This window comes from Streptomyces sp. CNS606 (assembly GCF_000426325.1).
On sequence record NZ_AUFD01000020.1, the window covers coordinates 60,265 to 77,288 of the forward strand.

15 protein-coding genes are annotated in these 17,024 nt (G+C 73.5%); 7 read left to right on the forward strand and 8 right to left on the reverse strand.

From position 1 onward, the window contains the following. Window positions 1-322: 322 nt before the first annotated feature. Window positions 323-1,255 (reverse strand): LOG family protein, encoded by a 933-nt coding sequence (locus K304_RS29280; protein ID WP_486591684.1) that lies wholly within the window; start codon window positions 1,253-1,255, stop codon window positions 323-325. Window positions 1,256-1,369: 114 nt separating this feature from the next. Then, window positions 1,370-2,449: a succinyl-diaminopimelate desuccinylase gene (gene dapE, locus K304_RS0115430; RefSeq protein ID WP_027764477.1), complete on the reverse strand. Its 1,080-nt coding sequence runs from the start codon at window positions 2,447-2,449 to the stop codon at window positions 1,370-1,372. Between the two features lie 43 nt (window positions 2,450-2,492). Here dapE and K304_RS0115435 point away from each other — a divergent pair, with 43 nt between their 5' ends. After that, window positions 2,493-3,560 (forward strand): VldE C-terminal domain-containing protein, encoded by a 1,068-nt coding sequence (locus K304_RS0115435; protein WP_051308491.1) that lies wholly within the window; start codon window positions 2,493-2,495, stop codon window positions 3,558-3,560. A gap of 368 nt (window positions 3,561-3,928) precedes the next feature. Next, on the forward strand, window positions 3,929-4,504 hold the full coding sequence (locus K304_RS32195) for a hypothetical protein (protein ID WP_027764479.1): 576 nt from the start codon (window positions 3,929-3,931) through the stop codon (window positions 4,502-4,504). A 94-nt stretch (window positions 4,505-4,598) separates the two neighbouring features. On the opposite strand, the gene dapC is transcribed toward K304_RS32195, so the two are convergent. Both dapC and fdxA read right to left on the reverse strand, forming a co-directional pair. Next, complete coding sequence (gene dapC / locus K304_RS0115445; protein WP_051308492.1) at window positions 4,599-5,747, reverse strand: succinyldiaminopimelate transaminase; 1,149 nt, start codon at window positions 5,745-5,747, stop codon at window positions 4,599-4,601. A 250-nt stretch (window positions 5,748-5,997) separates the two neighbouring features. Continuing rightward, window positions 5,998-6,324, reverse strand: coding sequence for a ferredoxin (gene fdxA, locus K304_RS0115450; protein ID WP_027764481.1), 327 nt, complete (start codon window positions 6,322-6,324; stop codon window positions 5,998-6,000). A gap of 139 nt (window positions 6,325-6,463) precedes the next feature. Here fdxA and K304_RS0115455 point away from each other — a divergent pair, with 139 nt between their 5' ends. The 3 genes from K304_RS0115455 to K304_RS0115465 all read left to right on the forward strand — a co-directional run bounded on the left by K304_RS0115455 (window position 6,464) and on the right by K304_RS0115465 (window position 9,350). Then, complete coding sequence (locus K304_RS0115455) at window positions 6,464-7,504, forward strand: GNAT family N-acetyltransferase (protein WP_027764482.1); 1,041 nt, start codon at window positions 6,464-6,466, stop codon at window positions 7,502-7,504. Continuing rightward, entirely contained in the window at window positions 7,501-8,421 is a 921-nt protein-coding gene (locus tag K304_RS0115460; protein WP_027764483.1) for a transglutaminase-like domain-containing protein, read from the forward strand. Before K304_RS0115455 ends, K304_RS0115460 begins: the two co-directional genes overlap by 4 nt. 143 nt (window positions 8,422-8,564) lie before the next feature. Beyond that, window positions 8,565-9,350, forward strand: a complete 786-nt coding sequence (locus K304_RS0115465) for a hypothetical protein (protein ID WP_027764484.1) — start codon at window positions 8,565-8,567, stop codon at window positions 9,348-9,350. 71 nt (window positions 9,351-9,421) lie between these two features. Here K304_RS0115465 and K304_RS0115470 read toward each other — a convergent pair whose 3' ends face one another. The 4 genes from K304_RS0115470 to K304_RS0115485 all read right to left on the reverse strand — a co-directional run bounded on the left by K304_RS0115470 (window position 9,422) and on the right by K304_RS0115485 (window position 13,299). Beyond that, a complete protein-coding gene (locus tag K304_RS0115470; protein WP_027764485.1) occupies window positions 9,422-11,551 on the reverse strand; it encodes a hypothetical protein in 2,130 nt (709 codons plus the stop codon). Between the two features lie 140 nt (window positions 11,552-11,691). Beyond that, complete coding sequence (locus K304_RS29285; RefSeq protein WP_051308494.1) at window positions 11,692-12,135, reverse strand: DUF6113 family protein; 444 nt, start codon at window positions 12,133-12,135, stop codon at window positions 11,692-11,694. Next, window positions 12,132-13,025 (reverse strand): N-acetyl-1-D-myo-inositol-2-amino-2-deoxy-alpha-D-glucopyranoside deacetylase, encoded by an 894-nt coding sequence (mshB, locus tag K304_RS0115480; RefSeq protein WP_027764486.1) that lies wholly within the window; start codon window positions 13,023-13,025, stop codon window positions 12,132-12,134. Before mshB ends, K304_RS29285 begins: the two co-directional genes overlap by 4 nt. 79 nt (window positions 13,026-13,104) lie before the next feature. Then, complete coding sequence (locus K304_RS0115485; RefSeq protein ID WP_023527854.1) at window positions 13,105-13,299, reverse strand: hypothetical protein; 195 nt, start codon at window positions 13,297-13,299, stop codon at window positions 13,105-13,107. Between the two features lie 186 nt (window positions 13,300-13,485). On the opposite strand from K304_RS0115485, the gene K304_RS0115490 reads away from it, so the two are divergent. Both K304_RS0115490 and K304_RS33390 read left to right on the forward strand, forming a co-directional pair. Then, a complete protein-coding gene (locus K304_RS0115490) occupies window positions 13,486-15,657 on the forward strand; it encodes a prolyl oligopeptidase family serine peptidase (protein WP_027764487.1) in 2,172 nt (723 codons plus the stop codon). A gap of 168 nt (window positions 15,658-15,825) precedes the next feature. Beyond that, complete coding sequence (locus K304_RS33390; protein ID WP_158687351.1) at window positions 15,826-16,230, forward strand: hypothetical protein; 405 nt, start codon at window positions 15,826-15,828, stop codon at window positions 16,228-16,230. Window positions 16,231-17,024: the final 794 nt, after the last annotated feature.

The following is a 17,024-nucleotide window of genomic DNA, read 5'->3' on the forward strand; positions in this document are numbered from 1 at the left end:
CGGCGTCCCGGCCGCACGGTGCCCGCCGCGCGAACGGCGTGGGCTCCGGCGAGGCGTCGCCCCTGCGCACCTCCCGGCCGGCGGCCCGAGCGATCGGCGGGCCGGCGCCGTCGCGGCGAGGGATTACGCACGGCTCCGCGCAGCGGGGCCACTCGGACTCCCGTCGCACGGCCGGTCCCCGGCTGCGGCCCGGCCGCGCGGCCCGGTGAGGTCCCGCCGACCCGGACGCCGACGGTGGGGAGCCGCGCGGCGTCGGCGCGCGTCGAGGCCGTCGGGACCGGAAGACCCGGGCGTAAGGCGCCACGGGGCCCACCGCGCGGCGCTACGCGCCGGCCTCCTTCGTGACGAGGGCGACCGCCTCGTCGACGTCGTCGGTCAGGTGGAAGAGGTCGAGGTCGTGCGGCGATGCCTTGCCGCTGCCGATCAGGTGGTCGCGCACCCAGGCGACCAGCCCCGCCCAGTACTCCGATCCGTACAGCACGATCGGGAAGCGGGTCACCTTGCGCGTCTGCACCAGGGTGAGCGCCTCGAACAGCTCGTCCAGGGTGCCGAGTCCGCCCGGCAGCACCACGAACCCCTGGGCGTACTTGACGAACATCGTCTTGCGGACGAAGAAGTAGCGGAAGTTCACGCCGATGTCGACGTACGGGTTGAGTCCCTGCTCGAAGGGCAGCTCGATGCCGAGGCCGACGGAGGCCCCGCCGGCCTCCAGGGCGCCCTTGTTGGCCGCCTCCATGGCGCCGGGCCCGCCGCCGGTGATGACCGCGAAACCCGCTTCGGCCAGTCCCCGGCCGAGCCGCACCCCGGCCTCGTACTCGGGCGAGTCCGCCGGCGTGCGAGCGGAGCCGAAGACGCTGACCGCCGGGCCGAGTTCGGCGAGCGCGCCGAAGCCCTCGACGAACTCGGACTGGATGCGCATGACCCGCCACGGGTCCTTGTGGATGAAGTCCGAGTCGCCGGTGGTGTCCAGCAGCCGCTGGTCCGTGGTGCCCGCCTGGACCTGGCCGCGGCGGCGCACCACAGGACCGAGGCGCTGCTCCTGCGGCCCGCGTTCCCGCCCGTCGCCCCCGGCGGACGACGGGGCGCGCCCGCCGCTGAAGGAGGCGCCGCCCCGGCCGCCGGGCGACGTCTCCCGCGCGGCGGCGTCGGCGGCGTCGCGCGCGGCGTCCTCCACGTCACGGTCCTCGGCCCGGTCCTCGGCGCGCTGCACGGCGCGCTCCGCGCCCCGCTCCGGCCCTCGCTCGGGACTGCCCATGTCGTGCTCCCTCCGCCTGCGGTGTTTCCCGTTCAGCGTACGCAGCCGCAGGTGACACGCGGTGTCATTCCGGGTGACGCGCCGCCGTCGGGTTCCTGCCCGCTACGGAGGGGTTCAGGCGGTGAGCCAGCTGCGCAGCCGCTCCTCGCAGTGCAGGATCAGGCGGGTGTCGACCCGTTCGTCACGCTTGTGGGCCAGATTCGGGTCGCCGGGGCCGTAGTTCACCGCGGGCACGCCGAGCGCGCTGAACCGCGAGACGTCGGTCCAGCCGTACTTCGGGCGCGGCTCGCCGCCGACGGCCTGCAGGAACGCCCTCGCCGCCGGGTGGGAGAGACCGGGCAGCGCGGCTCCGGAGCTGTCCTCCACGGCCGGCTCCGCGACGCCGCAGCCGTCGAACACCTCGCGGACGTGGGCGAGCGCCTGCTCCTCGGAGAGGTCGGGCGCGTAGCGGTAGTTGACCCTGACGGTGCACTCGTCCGGGATGACGTTGCCGGCGACGCCGCCCTCGATACCGACGGCGTTGAGCCCTTCGCGGTACTCCAGGCCGTCGATGACTACGCGGCGCGGCGTGTACGCGGCCAGGCGGTCCAGCACGGGCGCGGCGGCGTGGATCGCGTTCGCTCCGAGCCAGCTCCGCGCGGAGTGGGCGCGCTCGCCCCCGGTGCGCAGCGCGACCCGCAACGTGCCCTGACAGCCGCCCTCGACCTCGCCCTCGGAGGGTTCCAGCAGGACGGCGAAGTCGGCGGCCAGCCATTCCGGGTGAGCCTCGGCGACGTGCCCGAGGCCGTTGAGGTGGGCGGCGACCTCCTCGTTGTCGTAGAAGACGAAGGTCAGGTCCCGGTTGGGCGCGGGGACGGTGGCGGCGATGCGCAGTTGCACCGCCACGCCGGACTTCATGTCGCTGGTGCCGCAGCCCCACAGCACGCCGTCCTCGTCCAGCCGGGACGGGACGTTGTCCGCGAGGGGGACGGTGTCGATGTGGCCCGCCAGCACCACGCGTTCTGCGCGGCCGAGCGAGGTGCGGGCGACGACGTTGTTGCCGTAGCGGTCGACCGTCAGGTGCGGCAGGGCGCGCAGCGCCTCCTCGACGGCGTCGGCGAGCGCCTTCTCGTCGCCGCTCACGGAGGGGAAGTCGACGAGCTGCGCGGTGAGCCGCGCGGCGTCCTGGTGCAGGTCGAGTGCGGTGGGCGACATGGCTCCCACTCTAATCTCCGGTGTCGGCGGTACCTTGGTCCGCGTGTCCGAGAAAGCCGAGTCCACCCCCTCTCCGGCGAAGCCACGCGGGCGTCGCGGCAGGTTCCTGCGCGTGCTGGCCGCCTGCCTGGTGCTCGCAGCCGTCGCCGGCTATCTGGTGACCCAGTACCTCACCTCCGGCTCGGGCCCGGCGCGCTGCACGGTGGCGGCGGGCGGGAGCGGCGACGGCGCCACGTACCGGATGCATCCCGAGCAGGCGGCCAACGCGGCGACCATCGAGGCGGTCGCGTCGTCGCGGGGGCTGCCGGAGCGGGCGGTGACCATAGCCCTCGCCACGGCGATGCAGGAGTCGGGGCTGCGGAACATCGACCACGGGGACCGTGACTCGGTCGGGCTGTTCCAGCAGCGGCCGTCGCAGGGCTGGGGCAGCGTGCCGCAGATCATGGACCCCGTGTACGCGGCGGGGAAGTTCTACGAGCACCTGGTCGAGGTCCCCGGCTATTCGCGGCTGCCGCTGACCGTCGCGGCGCAGAAGGTCCAGCGCAGCGGCTTCCCGCAGGCGTACGCGAAGCACGAGGGGAACGCGTCGCTGCTGACGGGCGCGCTGACCGGCCGCCACGCGGCCTCCCTCACCTGCACGATGGGGCCGGGCGGTCCGGACGAGCGGCCGGGCGACGCGAACCGGGTGCGGGAGAAGCTCGCGCGCGAGTTCGGGCCGGCGGTGCTCGGCGAGGAGAGCGTCGCGGCCGGAACCGGCACGGGTGGCGGGCGCAGCGCCCCCGGATCGACCGCCCCGAGCGACGGCGCCCGGACCGACGGAGCCCCGAGCGACGGCGCCCGGACCGACGGAGCCCCGAGCGACGGCGTACGGGCGGGCGACGCCCGGCGGGAGGTCGTGCTGCCCGCGTCCGCGTCCGAGCGGGGCTGGGAGCTTGCGCACTGGGCGGTGGCCCAGGCCGGTGCACTGCGCATCGCGGAGATCTCCTACGACGGGCGGGTGTGGAGTGCCGAGCGCGCCGAGGAGGGATGGCGTCCGGCCGAGGGGGATGCCGGAGCACCGGACGCACGTGCCGCCGCCGTCACCCTGCGGGTCTCGCCCGGCACGACGTAGCCCTTCCGGATACCCCGAGCGGCCGCGGATCACCGGAAGTCGCGCGGGGGCACGGGCGTTCGGGCAGACCCCCGCAGGAAGGAGCGGCAGGCACCTGAGCCGCCGCTCCGGCACTCCCGGACGGCGCGTGCGACGCATTCCTCTTTCCCGTGCGGCACAGGGGCTGTGACGTTTCCGCCGCATTCTTCACGCGCCCCCGTATCGCCCTTTTCATCCGATACGGATAGTGCGACGCGTTACCAATCCTTTACCTGGTCCGGCCGCAACCTTCGGCCCTTCCGGCGCGATAGGCACTGCGTCCGGCCGGGCACCACCGCCCGTCCCGACCGTATGTGAAGAAGCAGCATCTTCTCCGTCAAAGGAGCATCATGTCCCTCCCCCTCACGCGCCGGATCGCTCGGGCCGCCCTTCTCACGGCAGCCGGTGCCGCTTCGGTCGTCGGCGCGGCCGGGTCCGCGAGCGCCGTCGACCTGCAGCAGGCCACCGACCTGGGCGGGCTGAGCAATCTGGACACCGCGGGTGTCACCGAGACCGCGGGTTCCACCGCCGGCACCGCCGCCGACCTGGCCGGTGAGGTGGGCGGCGACGCACTGGAAGGCGGCATGCCCACCGGCCGCCTGGTGAGCGACGCCGGCGAGAGCGTGACCCCGCTCGCCGAGGAGGTCGTGGCGGACACGACGGAGACCGCGAACGGCGAGCTCGGCCAGTCCGTGCAGCGGGCGGCGCACGACGTGCTGCCGATGGAGGACCTGCAGAGCGGCAGCCTGCCGACGCAGGGCCTCACCGGCGACGCCCTCTCCGGGGACGCCCTGTCGGGCGACGCGCTGGCAGGCGGGCTGACCGGCGACCTGCTGTCCGGTGGCGGCCTGCCCACCGACGGCCTGACCGGCGGCAACCTGACCGGTGGCGGCCTGCCGCTCGGCGGCGGCCTGCCCATCGGCTGATCCGCCTCGCCCCGACGGCGAGCGGCCCCGGACCTGTACTCAGGTCCGGGGCCGCTCGCCGTCAGCCGTCGCGGGGCCGGGCCCGCGCAAGGGTTCAATCACCGAGCCGGGCCACCGCGGCCCGTACCCGCTCGTCGGTGGCGGTGAAGGCCACCCGCACGCAGCGCTCGCCCGCCGCCCCGTAGAAGTCGCCCGGCGCCACCAGCACGCCGCGTTCGGCCAGCGCGCCGACGGTGTCCCAGCACGGCTCGTCCCGCGTCGCCCACAGGTAGAGGGACGCCTCGCTGTGCTCGATGCGGAAGCCCGCCGCCGTCAGGGCTTCGCGCAGCGCCGTACGCCGGGCCGCGTACCGTCCGCGCTGCTCGGCCACGTGCGCGTCGTCGTCCAGCGCCGCCGCGGCCGCGGCCTGCACGGGAGCGGGCGTCATCATGCCGCCGTGCTTGCGGATCGTCAGCAGCTCGCGCAGCACGTCGGCGTCGCCGGCCAGGAACGCCGCGCGGTAGCCGGCCATGTTGGACCGCTTGGAGAGCGAGTGGACGGCGACGATGCCCTCGTACGTCCCGCCGCACACGTCCGGGTGCAGCACCGAGACGGGTTCGGCCTCCCAGCCCAGCTCCAGGTAGCACTCGTCGCTGACCAGCAGCACCTCGTGCGCGCGCGCCCACTCCACGACGGCGCGCAGCTCCGCGGCGGACAGCACCTTCCCGGTGGGGTTGGACGGCGAGTTGAGCCACAGCAGGCGCATCCCGCGCGGGTCCAGGTCGCCCGGCCGGTCGTCGTGCACCACGGGTTCGGCGCCGGACAGGCGGGCACCGACCTCGTACGTGGGGTAGGCCAGGCGTGGATGGGCGACGCGGTCGCCGGGGCCCAGCCCGAGCTGGGTGGGGAGCCAGGCGACGAGTTCCTTGGAGCCGACGACGGGCAGTACGTTCCGGTCGGTGAGCCCGCGGGCGCCGAGGCGGCGTTCGCACCAGCCGACGATGCCCTCGCGGTAGGCGGGAGTGCCCCACACGGTGGGGTAGCCGGGGCTGTCGGCGGCGTCGACGAGTGCCTGCCGCACGAGCGCCGGAACCGGGTCGACGGGAGTGCCGACCGACAGGTCCACGATGCCGTCGGGGTGCGCGGAGGCGGTCGCCTTGTACGGCTCCAGCCGGTCCCACGGGAAGACGGGGAGCCGCTCCGTCACGGGCGACGGCGCGGAGGCCCCGGCGGAGAGGGAGGCGGGGGCGGTCTCGGAGGACACGGTTCGGCTGCTCACTTCCAGGCGGTGGGCTGACGGTACGGCCGTCCGACGGGGGACGCCGGACGGCGGCTGGAAACGCCCCGGTCCCGTACGGCTGGACCGTACGGGACCGGGTTCTGCTCGGGGCGCGGGGACCGTGCCGGTGGCCGGCCCCCAGGGGTGTCCGGTTCTCCTGCGCGGAGCGCCGTGCGACCGGCGGGTCGCGTACGGGACGTCACCCGCACACCCCGGGGCGCGCACCCCGGCGGAGTCACTCGTCGTGGCTCTGCGGGGGCAGCGCGGCGATGACGGGGTGGTCCCGCTCGATGAGGCCGAGCTTCGAGGCGCCACCGGGCGAACCGAGCTCGTCGAAGAACTCGACGTTCGCCTTGTAGTAGTCCTTCCACTCCTCCGGAGTGTCGTCCTCGTAGAAGATCGCCTCGACCGGGCAGACCGGCTCGCAGGCCCCGCAGTCGACGCATTCGTCCGGGTGGATGTACAAGGACCGCTGGCCCTCGTAGATGCAGTCGACGGGGCACTCCTCGATGCAGGCCTTGTCCTTCAGGTCGACACAAGGCTCCGCGATGACGTAGGTCACGCTGTCGTTCCTCCTCGATAGGGCTGGCGGCCCGTGGTACGGCTCCGCCGCAGGGCGCGCGGGAGCGCGGCGTCGTCGATGCCCACACCTAGTATCTCCGTTCCCGGCCGCGAGACGAACAGGAGGGGCGGGTAGAGCTGTGGAATTCACTGGCGGCGGACGCCTGGAAGTCCGTATCACCCCGGATGACGTGGGGAAACGGGTATCGGTGCGCAGTTTGACCGGTGACCGGGTACCCGGCGCGCGGTTCACCGACACCGTCGGCGTGCTCACATCGTGGACGTCCGGTGTGCTGGAGATCACACGACGGAACGGCCGGATCGTCGCCCTGCCGGAGGACGACGTGGTGGCCGCCAAGACGGTGCCCGCCGCCCCGGCGCGGCGGCGCGGCGTCCCCGCGGCGGGCGCGCACGAACTCCAGCGGGTCGCCGCCCAGGGCTGGCCGGCCCTGGAGACGGAACGTCTCGGGGAGTGGACGCTGCGCGCCGCGCACGGATTCACCAGCCGCGCCAACTCGGTCCTCCCCATGGGGGACCCGGGCACCGGACTCGACGCGGCACTCGAACGAGTGACGCGCTGGTACGAGGCCCGCGCGCTGCCCGCGAAGATCCAGGTCACCACGGGCGACGTGGACGACGACCGCGCGCTCGCCCGGGCGCTGGACGAGCGCGGCTGGACGGCGGAACGGCATGCCGTGCTGCGCACCGGCGCTCTCGCGCCGCTCGCCGACCGGGCCCCCGACCCGCGGGTGCGGCTGCACCGGACGCCCGGCGACGCGTGGCTGGGCGCCTACCGCCGGGCGGAGGGCGCGGCGGGGGACGCGGCCGTCCGCGTGCTGTGCGGCGGGCCGTCGGTCTGGTTCGCCACCGTGCCGGGCGCGTGCTCCGCGACGGGCGCGGAGGACCCGGGCGCCGGTCCGGTGGCGATCGGCCGCTGCGTGGTGGCGGGCCGCTGGGCGGGCTTCGCGGCCGTCGAAGTGGCCCCCGCGCACCGGCGGCAGGGACTGGCCACGGTCGTGATGGCCGAACTGGCGCGCCGGGCCCTGCGGGAGGGCGCCTCCGCCGCCTACCTTCAGGTCGAGACCGGCAACGCGGCGGCGCTGGCGCTCTACGACCGGCTGGGCTTCGCCGACCACCACGCCTACCACTACCGCCGCGCCCCGCAGAGGAGCACGCCATGACGGGCACCGACGACCCCCGGCGCGCGGCGAACCGCGAACGGTTCCGGGCCGCGGCGGCGGACGAACGCCCGGACCTCGCCCTGCTCTGCCTGCTGATCGGTGCCGAGGCGGCCGGACCGGAGCACGGCGCGGCGCGGCCCGACGGGCCGGAGCACGGCGGGGCGGCTCTCGACGAGGCCCAGATCGAACTGGACCGGCTCGCCGGACTCCTTCCCGCCCGCTTGCGCGGCAGGGGTGGTGCGGGCTCGCCCGGCGGAGCGACCGACCCGCGTGCGTGGGCCGAGGCGCTGCGCGAACTGCTCGGCGCACGCGAGGGCTTCCACGGCACCCCGGGCGACTACCGGCGGCTGGACTCGTCCCTTCTGCAGGCGGTCCTCCACCGGCGGCGCGGCCTGCCCATCCTGCTCTCCGTCGTGTGGACCGAGGTCGCGCGGCGCGCCGGCGCCCCGGTCTACGGCGTCGGCCTGCCCGGCCACTTCGTGGTGGGCTTCGGCGACCCGCTGGGCGACCACGTGCTGGCCGACCCGTACGCGGGGGGCGCCCTGCTCGGCGACCAGGACGTCGCGGAGATCGTCGCGCGGGCCACCGGATCGCCCGCGCCGGTGACGCCCGGGATGCTCCGCCCGGCGGGACCGCTGGACGTCGTGCTGCGCGTGCTGAACAACATCCGGGCCTGGGCGGCCGCCCGCCCGGAGCAGTCGGCCGTGCAGCTGTGGGCGCTGGACCTGTCGCTGCTGCTCCCCCACCGCCCGCTGCGGTTGCGGCTGGAGCGGGCGCGGCTGCTGGTGGAGCGCGGCGAGTTCCGGGCCGGGGCGCGCGAGCTGGAGGCGTACGCGGACGTGGCCGGCGAGGTCGAGCCGCAGAGCGCGGATGCCGTACGGCGGGAGGCGCGGGAGGCGCGTGCACGTTTGAACTGAACGGCACGCGCGGAACGTCGCTCCGACGGTCCCGTCCGCATTGCGACCCCCTGAGGGCGCCCGTAACGTCACTGTAACGGTGCGTATGTGACGGCTTACGCAGACGCCGGTGCTGCGGCTGCGCCCGGGATGTGGAGAACAGCATGCGTCGCGCCCGACTGGTCGCCGCCGCCTTCGCCGGCTCGGTCTGCCTGACCACCCTGACCCCCGCCGCGGCGGTCGCGGCCGAGCCCGCGGCCGAGGTCAGCCCGCGCCGGGTGCACCCGGGCGGCACCGTGACGATCACGGTGACGTGCGGCAAGCACGACGAGCAGGTCGCGTACCTCACCGCCTACTCGCAGGCGTTCGCGGAGGGCGAGGCCAAGCTGCAGCTGCTGCCCCGCGGCGGTGACGACGGCAAACCGACCTACCAGGGCCGGGCACGCATCGCGGGCGCACACGCGTTCTCCGGGTCGGCCGGCTCCGACGGCAGCGACGGCTCGTCGGGACGTGCGGAGTCCTCGGGCTCCTTCGAGACCTCCGGCTCGTACGAGTACGGCTCCGAGGACACCTCCGGGTCCGAGGGTGCCTTCGACGCGGAGGGCTCCTACCCGTACGACTCCGAGGCCCCGGGTTCCGAGGGATACGACGCGGACGGCTACGGGTCCGAGGGCGCCACCGGGAAGGGCACGCCCGGTTCCCGCGACTCCTACGACCCGGGCGCGGGCCGCCACGGGAAGTCCTGGGGCATCAACGGCAGTTGCCCCGACGGCAAGGACTTCACCACCAGTGTGTTCGTGGAACACAAGCCGCGCGGCGGTGCGCACGCCGGCCTGGGCGGAGGCCGCGACGAGGTGGACACCGCGGTGGTCGCCGCCGGCGGCGCGCTGCTGTCGCTCACCGTCGGCCTCGGGGTGTACGTGCTGCGGCGCCGCCGGTCCGGGGCCTGAGGCTCCGGACCGGCGACGTCCGCACGGCGTGCGCCGCGCCGGCTCGCCTGCAGCGGCTCAGCGGCTCCTGCTCACTGGCTGCGCGCGCCGGTCACCTCGGCCACCCGTTTCTGCGGCGTCGGCGGTGCCGGTTCGCGCAGCGCGTCGACCATCGCGGACGCGGCGTGCTTCGGTTGCATCGGCACGGTGCCGGCGCCCCCGTCGATCACCACACCGTCGAAGGCGGACCCGTAGGTGGCCTCCAGCTTCTCGAGGTCGATCACCGGCTGCAGCGTCCCGCCCGAGGGGGCCTCCATGATGAGGAAGGTGCCGATGGTCTGCTGGCTGAACGGCACCTCGACGTCGCCGGCGCGCAGCCAGACCCAGCCCGACATGGCGTCCTTGCCGAAGCCCTCGACGGCGGCCCGGAGTTCCTGCTCGCCGATCTTCGGCTGCTGGGTGCTGACCGGCAGCGTCACCGGTGCGGAGCGTCCGGTCGCCGCCCGCTCGCGGTAGGCGTCCTCGATCAGCGTCGCCGCCTTGCCGACCTCGACGGCCTCGTACGGTTTGCCGGGGACGGCCTCGGGCTCGCCGCCGGTGAAGACGACCCGGCCGTCCTTCCCGCCGTTGCCGTGCAGACGCCCGACGGCCGACGTCAGCTTCTCGTCGTCGACCTTGACGTGCGCGTCCACCACCCGGGTTCCGCCGAACAGCGAGCCGATCACCGAGACCGGGTTGTAGTCACGGCCGGCCGCCGCCCGTACGGTCTCGTCGGTGTCGATGGTCAGGCCCAAGGTCTCGGGCTCGACCTTCTCCTCACGGCCGTCGACGACCAGCGGGATCGGGTCCGTCATCCGGCTCTTGAGCGCGGCGTCCAGCGTGTTCGTCGCGTCCTGCTGGGTCTGGCCGCCGATGTCCACGCCCAGCACGGTGGTGCCGTTGGGCACGTCGGCGTGGTCCAGCAGCAGGCCCGCGCCGTAGGCGATCGCGACGACGCCGACCAGGCTGACACCGGCGAGCACCAGCTTCGAACGCCCCTTGCGGCGGCCCTCGTCACCGTCCCGGTCGCCGCGGTCGCCGCGGTCCGGGGCGACGTCGGGGTCGCCGTCGCGCCGGTCGTCCCGGTCGTCCCGGTCGTCCCGGTCGTCGTCGAAGAGACCGTGGTCCACCGGGCGGGGGCCCGGCGCGTCGGGTGGGAACACGCTGTCGACGGAGGGCACCCGGGGGATGCCGCTGACGAGGGTGTCGCTGGTGATCCGGTCGTCCCCGCGCGGGCGGGGCGGCGCCGGCGGGGTCGGCCCCTGCGAGTAGAGCGCGGAGGTGGAGCCCTGACCGGGCCCGGAACCGGTGCCGGGCACGCCGGTGCCGGGCGGGCCGACGTCCGGGCCCTTGGGGCGGCCCAGCCCGCCGGGGCCGCCTACGGTGCCCGGAGCCGGGCCGGGCGAGGAGCCGCCCGGGATCGGCCGGACGGGCATGTCGCCGGTCTGCGGGCCGGTGGTGCGGCCGGACGGCGGGCCTGCCGGCGCACCGGGGTCGAATCCGGACGTCGGCCGGTCGAGGAAGTCGGACAGCGCGCCGTCCTGTGCCCCGCCCGAGCCGCGAGTCCCGCCGAGGCCGCCCACCGTGGGGAAGCCGTCGGGCGGGGTCGCCGTGCGGCCGTCCTCGGCTCCGGGGCGCTCGGCGGCCGACGGCCCGGGGTCCGGCGCCGGCCGCGGCGGCTTGCGCGGCGCGAACCAGTCACTCGTGCCGCGGGGTGCCTCGCCGGAACCAGAACCGGAACCGGGGTCGGCAGCCCGGCCGGAAGCACTGCCTGCACCCGTGCCCGGGGCGGCAGCGGACGCAGCCGCCCCGCCCGGCGTCGAGGCCGGCCCGGAACCGGAACCACCCGTGGAACCGGACGCGGCACGCGCGCCGGGGCCCGTCCGGTGCGACGGATCGCTGTCGGCGGCCTCGCCTCCGGCCGCCCCGGCGTCGTCACCCTCGCCGACCGTCTTGCGCATCACGACCGGCGGGATCGGGCGCGATCCCGGGATGTTGATGCGGATGCGGGTCGTCAGCGTCGTCTCGGTCTTCGGTTCGTCCGCGGGGGCCGGTGCGTCGCTGCCGGCCTCCGGCGCGTCCGACGGCCGGGACGGCGCGCCGTAGGGCTCGGTGCCCGGCGCGTACGGAGGGCCGCCGCGCCCGTGGGGCCCGGAGGACGAACTGTCAGTTTCACGGCTCAATGCAGGTTCTCCCGGTTGGATGCGCCGCCCTTCCCGGCGTCGACCGCAATCGACGCCCGCGGCTCGCCGGCGCGCCCCACCTTACTGGGGACGTCCGGCGCCAGGCCCGTGCCCACCGAATCGGCACATCCGGCGCAGCGTCAGCTCTGCCGCGCGCCGCGACGTTCCGTCGGCCGGCGGGGAGGCGCAGGCAGCGAGATGGTGGCACACAACAGCGCGACGAGCATCCCGCCGAACAAATAGGCATATGAGCTGAATCCGGTGCCGAACAGGAAATCGCCCTCCGCACGCGAGGAGGTCAGCAGCATCACGGCGACCAGCCAGCCCGCGGCGGGCACCATGGCGCCGACCTTCGTACGCGTCAGCTTGGCGCCGCCGCCGAACGCGCCCGCCGCGCCCGCCAGAGCGAGCAGCAGCCCGCCCGGGGACCAGCCGTCCTGTACCAGCGCTCCCGCCGTACCGACCAGCGCGCCCAGCACGAACAGGAAGGCGTACACCGCCCACCGGACCGGACCGGGCCGGGTCAGCACTCCCTCACCGGGGTGGCCGGTCGGGCCGGTCGCGCCGGCTCCCCCGGCGCTCATGCGACCTCCAGACCGGCGAACAGGTCGTCCCACGGAGCGCCTTCGGGCGCGGGGCGGTCGGCGAGTCGGTAGTGCTCGGCGCCGAACAGGGGCTGGCCCAGGTCGTTGGACAGGGCGAAGAACGGGCCGTCCACGGCGATCTGCGTGGCGTGTGCGCGCATGGCCGCGTTCTTCGCCGCCAGATAGCGCTCGCCGCCCTCGACGACGACCGCGACCTGGCCGTCGTCGACGACCCCCGGCACGTCGTCGGGGGTGGCGATGCCGGGGAACGGCATCGCGCGGCCCTGTTCCCGCAGCCGGGCGAAACCCGCCTCCACGGCGCCGCGTGCGACACAGTTCCAGTAGACCCGGGCCACGGTGTGCGGCGGTCCCAGGTCGGGGCGGAAGTCCTCGTGGGCGGCGAGTTCGGCGCCGCGGCTGGCGACGCGGTGCGCCTTGATGTGGTCGGGGTGGCCGTAGCCGCCGTTCGGGTCGTAGGTCACGAGCACCTGCGGCCGCACCTCGCGGAGCACCGCGACCAGGTGTCCGGCGGCCTCGTCGAGCGGGGCCTGCCAGAAGCAGCCGGGCCGGTCGTTGGTCGCCAGGCCCATCATCCCCGAGTCCCGGTAACGCCCCTCACCGCCGAGGAACCGGTGGTCCCGGACGCCCAGTTCCCGCATGGCGGCGGCGAGTTCACCGATGCGGTACGCGCCCAGGGTGTCGTCCCGGTCCGGAGCGAGATGGGCCAGCTCCGGTGGGATCACCTCGCCCTCCTCGCCGAGGGTGCAGGTCACCAGGGTGACGCGGGCGCCTTCGGCGGCGTACCGGGCCATGGTCGCGCCGTTGTTGATCGACTCGTCGTCCGGGTGCGCGTGCACCAGCAGCAGACGGCGCTCGGGAGCATCGGTCATGCCCCCGAGCCTACGACCCGGCGCCCGCCGTCGGCGCTCCCGCCCCGGGAGAGGAGACGTCCGGGGAGCGCGGACGGCGTCAGAAGCTGATGTCCCCGAGCATCCCGGCGACGTTCGAGGTGACCTGCTCGATGGTCGGCGCGATGGACGAGCTGGAGAGGTAGAAGCCCAGCAGCATGCAGACCACCGCGTGCCCGGCCTTGAGGCCGGATTTCTTGACGAGCAGAACCACGATGATCGCCAGCAGCACCACCGCCGAAATCGAGAGTGCCACGGCGGTTCACCTCCCAAGTCGCGTGCGTCGGTTGCGGATGCACGGGCTACATACCCGGCACCGGTCATGCGCAAAGGATCATAACTATCGACCGGGGCGGCACGGCTCGTCGCACGGGTGCAAGACAGGGGCGCATATGCGATTTCGGCCAGCGCTCCCCCTAGGGGTGGCGCATAGGCTCGCCGTATGCCTACGACCTTTCCCCGGCAGCACGCCCGTACGGGCCGGTTCACCCTCGGGGTGCCCCGGGCCTTCACCGTCGCCCCGGACGGCACGCGCGTCGTGTTCCTCCGCAGCCGGGGCGGAACCGACCGTGCGCACGTGCTGTGGGTACGCGAGCCGGACGGCCGGGAGTATGCCGCGGCCGACCCGGCCGTGCTGCTCGGCGGCGCCGGCGAGGAGTTGTCGCCCGAAGAGCGGGCGCGGCGCGAACGGAGCCGGGAGACGTCCTCCGGCGTGGTCGCGTACGCCACCGACGCCGCGGTGGAACTGGCGGCGTTCGCCCTCTCCGGGCGCCTCTACACGGCCGAGCTGCGGGCGGGCACGGCGCGGGAACTGCCCGCACCCGGCCCGGTGCTCGACCCGCGGCCCTCCCCGGACGGACGTCTGGTGGCGTACGTGACCGATGGCGTGCTGCGCGTCGCCCCGGTGGACGGCGGCGAGGACCGTGCGGTGGCCACGCCCGAGTCGGAGACCGTGACCTACGGGCTGGCGGAGTATGCGGCGGCCGAGTCGATGCACCGCTACCGGGGGTTCTGGTGGTCGCCGGACAGCGACCGCCTGCTGGTGGCGCGGGCCGACGACGCGCCCGTGGGGCGCTGGTGGATCGCCGACCCGGCGAACCCGCACGAGCCGTCCGCGGAGCTGGCCTACCCGACGGCCGGGACGGCGCACGCCGAGGTGGGGCTGTGGCTCGTCGGCACGGACGGCGGGCGGCGCACCGAGGTGCGCTGGGACCGCGAGCGCTACCCCTATCTCGCTCGCGTGCACTGGTCGGCCTGCGGGCCGCCGGTGATCCTGGTGCAGGCCCGTGACCAGCGCAGTCAGCTCCACCTGTCCGTCGACACCGCCTCCGGCGCCACCTCGACGCTGTACGCGGAGGAGGACCCGACATGGCTGGAACTCTTCGCCGGATGCCCCGCCTGGACCCCGTGCGGACGGCTGCTGCGCATCGCCGACGCCGGCGGCGCGCGGCGCCTGTTCGCGGGCGAGGTGCCGCTCTCCCCGGCCACCCTGCACGTCCGCACCGTCCTGGACATCGGTGAGCACGACGTCCTGGTCGCGGCCTCCGCGGCGGGCGACACCGGGCGTTCCGACCCGGGCGACATCGGGGTCCACCTCATCCCGTTCGACGGCGACGGCGGGGGCGTACGGCGGCTGGCGGTGGACGTCGGCCCGCACGTCGCCTCGGCGGTCCGCGGCGGCGACACCGTCGTCCTCACCTCCGCCGCCCTCGACCGCCACGGCAACCGGGTGCACGTGCTCCGGCTCCGGGAGGACGGCACCCTCGAGGAGCGGGGCACCGTCCCCTCGCTCGCAGAGGAGCCGGTGCTCACGGCCGCCCCGCTGCTGGCGCACGTCGGCAAGCGGGAGATCCCGACCGCGCTGCTGCTGCCCACCGGCCACCGGGACGGCGACGGGCCGCTGCCCGTCCTGCTCGATCCGTACGGCGGCCCGCACGGCCAGCGGGTCACCGCGGCCCGGAACGCGTACCTGACCTCGCAGTGGCTCGCCGACCAGGGATTCGCCGTGGTCGTCGCCGACGGCCGCGGCACCCCCGGCCACTCCCCCGCCTGGGAGAAGGCGATCTCCCGGCAGGTCGTGGACGTCGCGCTGGAGGACCAGATCGACGCCCTGCACGCGCTGGCGGAGGCCCGCCCGTCGCTGCTGGACGTGAGCCGGGTGGGCATCCGCGGCTGGTCGTTCGGCGGCTGGCTCGCGGCCATGGCGGTGCTGCGCCGCCCCGACGTCTTCCACACCGCCGTCGCCGGCGCCCCGGTCACCGACCAGCGGCTCTACGAGGCCCACTACATCGAGCGGTACTACGGCACGCCGCAGGACGACCCGGAGGTCTACCGGCACAACTCCGCGGTCGCCGACGACGGTCTGGTCGAGCCGGCCGGGCCGCACCGCCCGCTGCTGCTCGTGCACGGCCTCGCGGACGACAACGTGGTCGCCGCCCACACGCTGCGACTGTCCTCGGCCCTGCTGGCCGCGGGACGGCCGCACGAGGTCCTGCCGCTGTCCGGCGTCACCCACATAACCCCGCAGGAGCAGGTCGCCGAGAACCTGCTCCTGTTCCAGGTGGCGTTCCTGAAGCGGACCCTCGGCACCACAGGCACACCCGATAAGACTTAGATATTGGACAATCGCTAATCTACTCGAAATAGCGACGTGAATCATCCATTTGCGCCAGTACGTTTCACCTTGACCCACCCCGCAGCTCCATGTTTAGACTATTCCTCCGCAAACTCAGGAGGAGTAGTGAAAATTCTTAGATCAGCTGGCGCCATCGCCGCAGGAAGCATGCTGGCTCTCGGCCTGATGACTTCCTCAGCCTCCGCCGATGCCGCTCACATCGAGAATGCGACTGACGTTTCCGGCGCACCACCCTCAAGCGCCAGGTGTACGCCTGTATATCCCGATAGCCACAGCCTCATCGCAGGTGAAGCCTGCTTCGAGTCCTACGGCGACTACTTCTGGGTGCGGGACTGGCGAGCCGACGGTCATCACATCGAAGTGAGGGCCACGTACCGTGGAAATCCGGCCACCTTGTTCATCTGCAAGGACTACAAGGGTGAAGTGGCGGGATGGACTCGTTGCTCTTTCCATAACGAAATGACCGAGGACCAGAGGATCAATTACGTCACGATGCTCATGGAGGGAAACAGCATTCTGGCCAAGGGCCCAACCATCTCTTCAGTTAGCTGAACAGAGCACTGAACAGAGCCGTGAAGCCCATTTGAGGGCCACCGCATTGCGACTCCAGAGATGGCGCTTTGACAACGTCACGAGACGTTAAGTCCTCGCGGTACTCAAGCACCTTCAGATCGGCCGCCGTTTCAGTGGGCAAGGCCTGGCAGCAGCGATGGGGATGTGTACCCTCGGCAGGGGCGCTTCAACTCGCGGTCCGAAGCCCTGCATGTCAGTGCCACCACGCCTCGAAACGGCGGCCGATCTGAAGCACTCATCAGATACATCACCATCTGAGCTCTCAGTTCCTGCGGCGACACGAACATCAAAAGCCGGAAGAAGGACGTAACGAGGTGGTTCGGCCGAGGTCGACCGTCTGTGCTCTTGTTACGTGGACCTCCGATTCGGAGACCGTGCCGCTCTCTGCCCGCGACGCGGGCACACGAGTCGAACCCCACCCTCTCCTTCGCCCCGGAGGTGTTTTGCTCACGGGTGCTTACTGATCTCGGCAAGGTGACTGCGTGATCAGCGGCAGTCGCGGTGACGTCCTGGGGTGACGCACTATTGTAATTCAAGATCCGTCTATTCCGGGCCAAGCGGAACTTCGGCGTGATACATCCCGCCAGCGCAGGCTGGCACTTGTTCTACTCGCATCTGTCGGGGCTGCCCTGTTAGTTCGTCGGCGGCACCGCTAACCGCGAGAATTGACCTCTCAGCTCTGTCCTCTGGGATCAGATCCGAACTCTGCTAGGGGGCAGTACACAACATCGATGTCGCTCATGATTTTGCGACAGGCGAAGTGATGGGTCAAT